This window comes from Sphingobium sp. AS12, from assembly GCF_019097845.1.
Classification (GTDB): Bacteria; Pseudomonadota; Alphaproteobacteria; order Sphingomonadales; family Sphingomonadaceae; genus Sphingobium.
Map to the genome: position 1 here is coordinate 1 of NZ_JAHRGM010000079.1, position 1,780 is coordinate 1,780.

Sequence of the window (1,780 nt, forward strand, 5' to 3'; positions counted from 1 at the left end):
GCCCAAGTTGAACAGTGCCAGCGGAACACGCAGAGAACGTGAGCTGGTAAGTATCTGATATCGCTGGGCGTGGATTTGGTGGCAAAACCGGGTGTGCTAACAACATTTTGCCTGTGACTGGCGGCTTGGTTTATTTTTACGGGTGCAGGCAGTAACAACCTGCCCATGTATGTCGTCGAACGAGTCGCGCGCGGGCACCGCTATCTCTACCTGGTCGAGAGCGTGCGCGAGGGCAAAACCGTCCGCCAGCGCACGATCAAGGCTCTGGGCCGCAAGGATGTGCTGGCCGCGAGTGGCGAACTCGACAGGCTGGCCGCCTCGATCGCACGTCACGCAGAGCACAGCATCATTCTGTCCGATATCGATGCAGGCCGGATCGCAGCCCGCAGGATCGGGGGCCCGTTGCTGTTCGGGCGCCTGTGGCAGCGGCTTGGCATCGATGCTGTAATGGAAGAGGTGCTGGAGGGGCGGCAGTTCGGCTTTGCCGTGGAGCGCGCCGTATTCGTCGCCACACTGCACCGCCTGTTTGTCTCCGGCTCGGACCGAGCCTGCCTGGACTGGATGAAGAGCTACGCCATCGACGGCAGCGAGGATCTTGCCCTTCATCACTTCTATCGCGCCATGGCCTGGCTCGGCGAGGAGATCGAGGAGAAGGCAGAAGGCGCATTGGCACCTCGCTGTGTGAAGGACGTGATCGAGGAGAAGCTGTTCGATCGCCGGCGGGACCTGTTCACTGATCTCAGCCTGGTGTTCATGGATACGACGTCGCTCTCGTTCTACGGTGCAGGCGGCGACACGCTGGGTCGGCGTGGTCATTCCAAGGACCACCGGCCCGAGCTTGCCCAGATGATCCTGGCCGTGGTGATCGACGCGCAGGGGCGTCCGATCTGCACCGAGATGGTCCCGGGCAACACGGCCGACGTGAAGGTGCTCATGCCCATCGTCACGCGCCTGCGTACCCGCTTTGGGATAACCCGCTCGTGCGTCGTGGCCGACCGCGGCATGATCAGTGCCGGTACGATCGCCGCCCTTGAAGAGCTGGGGATGGAATACATCCTGGGTGCGCGAGAGCGCACCAGCAACGTCATCCGCGATGTCGTGCTTGCCGACACTGCCCCGATGGTGCCCCTGGTCCTCGAGCGACAGGCAGGAGACACCCAGCTGTGGGTCAAGGAAGTGCGCGTTGGCAAAGGCGCAGATACCCAGCGCTACGTCGTCACGCTCAACGAAGCTGAGGCAAGGAAGGACAAGGCCGACCGGCAAGCGATCATCGATGGCCTCCAGACCCAGCTGAAGAAGGGCGACAAGGCCCTGGTCGGTAACTCAGCCTATCGCCGCTATCTCAAGGCCAGCGGCAAGACCTTCGAAATCGACATGGGAAAGCTTGCCGACGAGGCGCGCTACGACGGCATCAGCGTGCTGCGCACCAATGCCCGGATCACCCCGCTGCAGGCCGTCATCCGCTACCGTGACCTGCTTCAGGTCGAGGCCCTGTTCCGGGTTGCCAAGGCCAGCTTCGATACCCGTCCCATCTTCCATCAGTCCGATGCCGCTATCCGCGGCCATGTGTTTGTCTCGTTCCTCGCTCTGACGCTGGCCAAGGAACTGACCCGCTTGTGTCAGGAAAAGGGCTTGCAGCCCGAATGGCAGCCACTCCTCAACGATCTCGATCGCCTTCAGGAAGCCACCATCGAAAAGGACGGCAAGGTCATTACCACCCGCACCCACGTTTCGGGCCAGGTGGGGAATGTCTTCAAGGCAACCGGCATCGCGCTGCCGG

1 protein-coding gene is annotated in these 1,780 nt (G+C 62.3%); it reads left to right on the plus strand.

Going from position 1 to position 1,780, the window contains the following annotated elements:
- Window positions 1–165: 165 nt before the first annotated feature.
- A partial coding sequence (locus KRZ98_RS22115; RefSeq protein ID WP_217675354.1) for an IS1634 family transposase occupies window positions 166–1,780 on the plus strand: 1,615 nt, incomplete at its 3' end.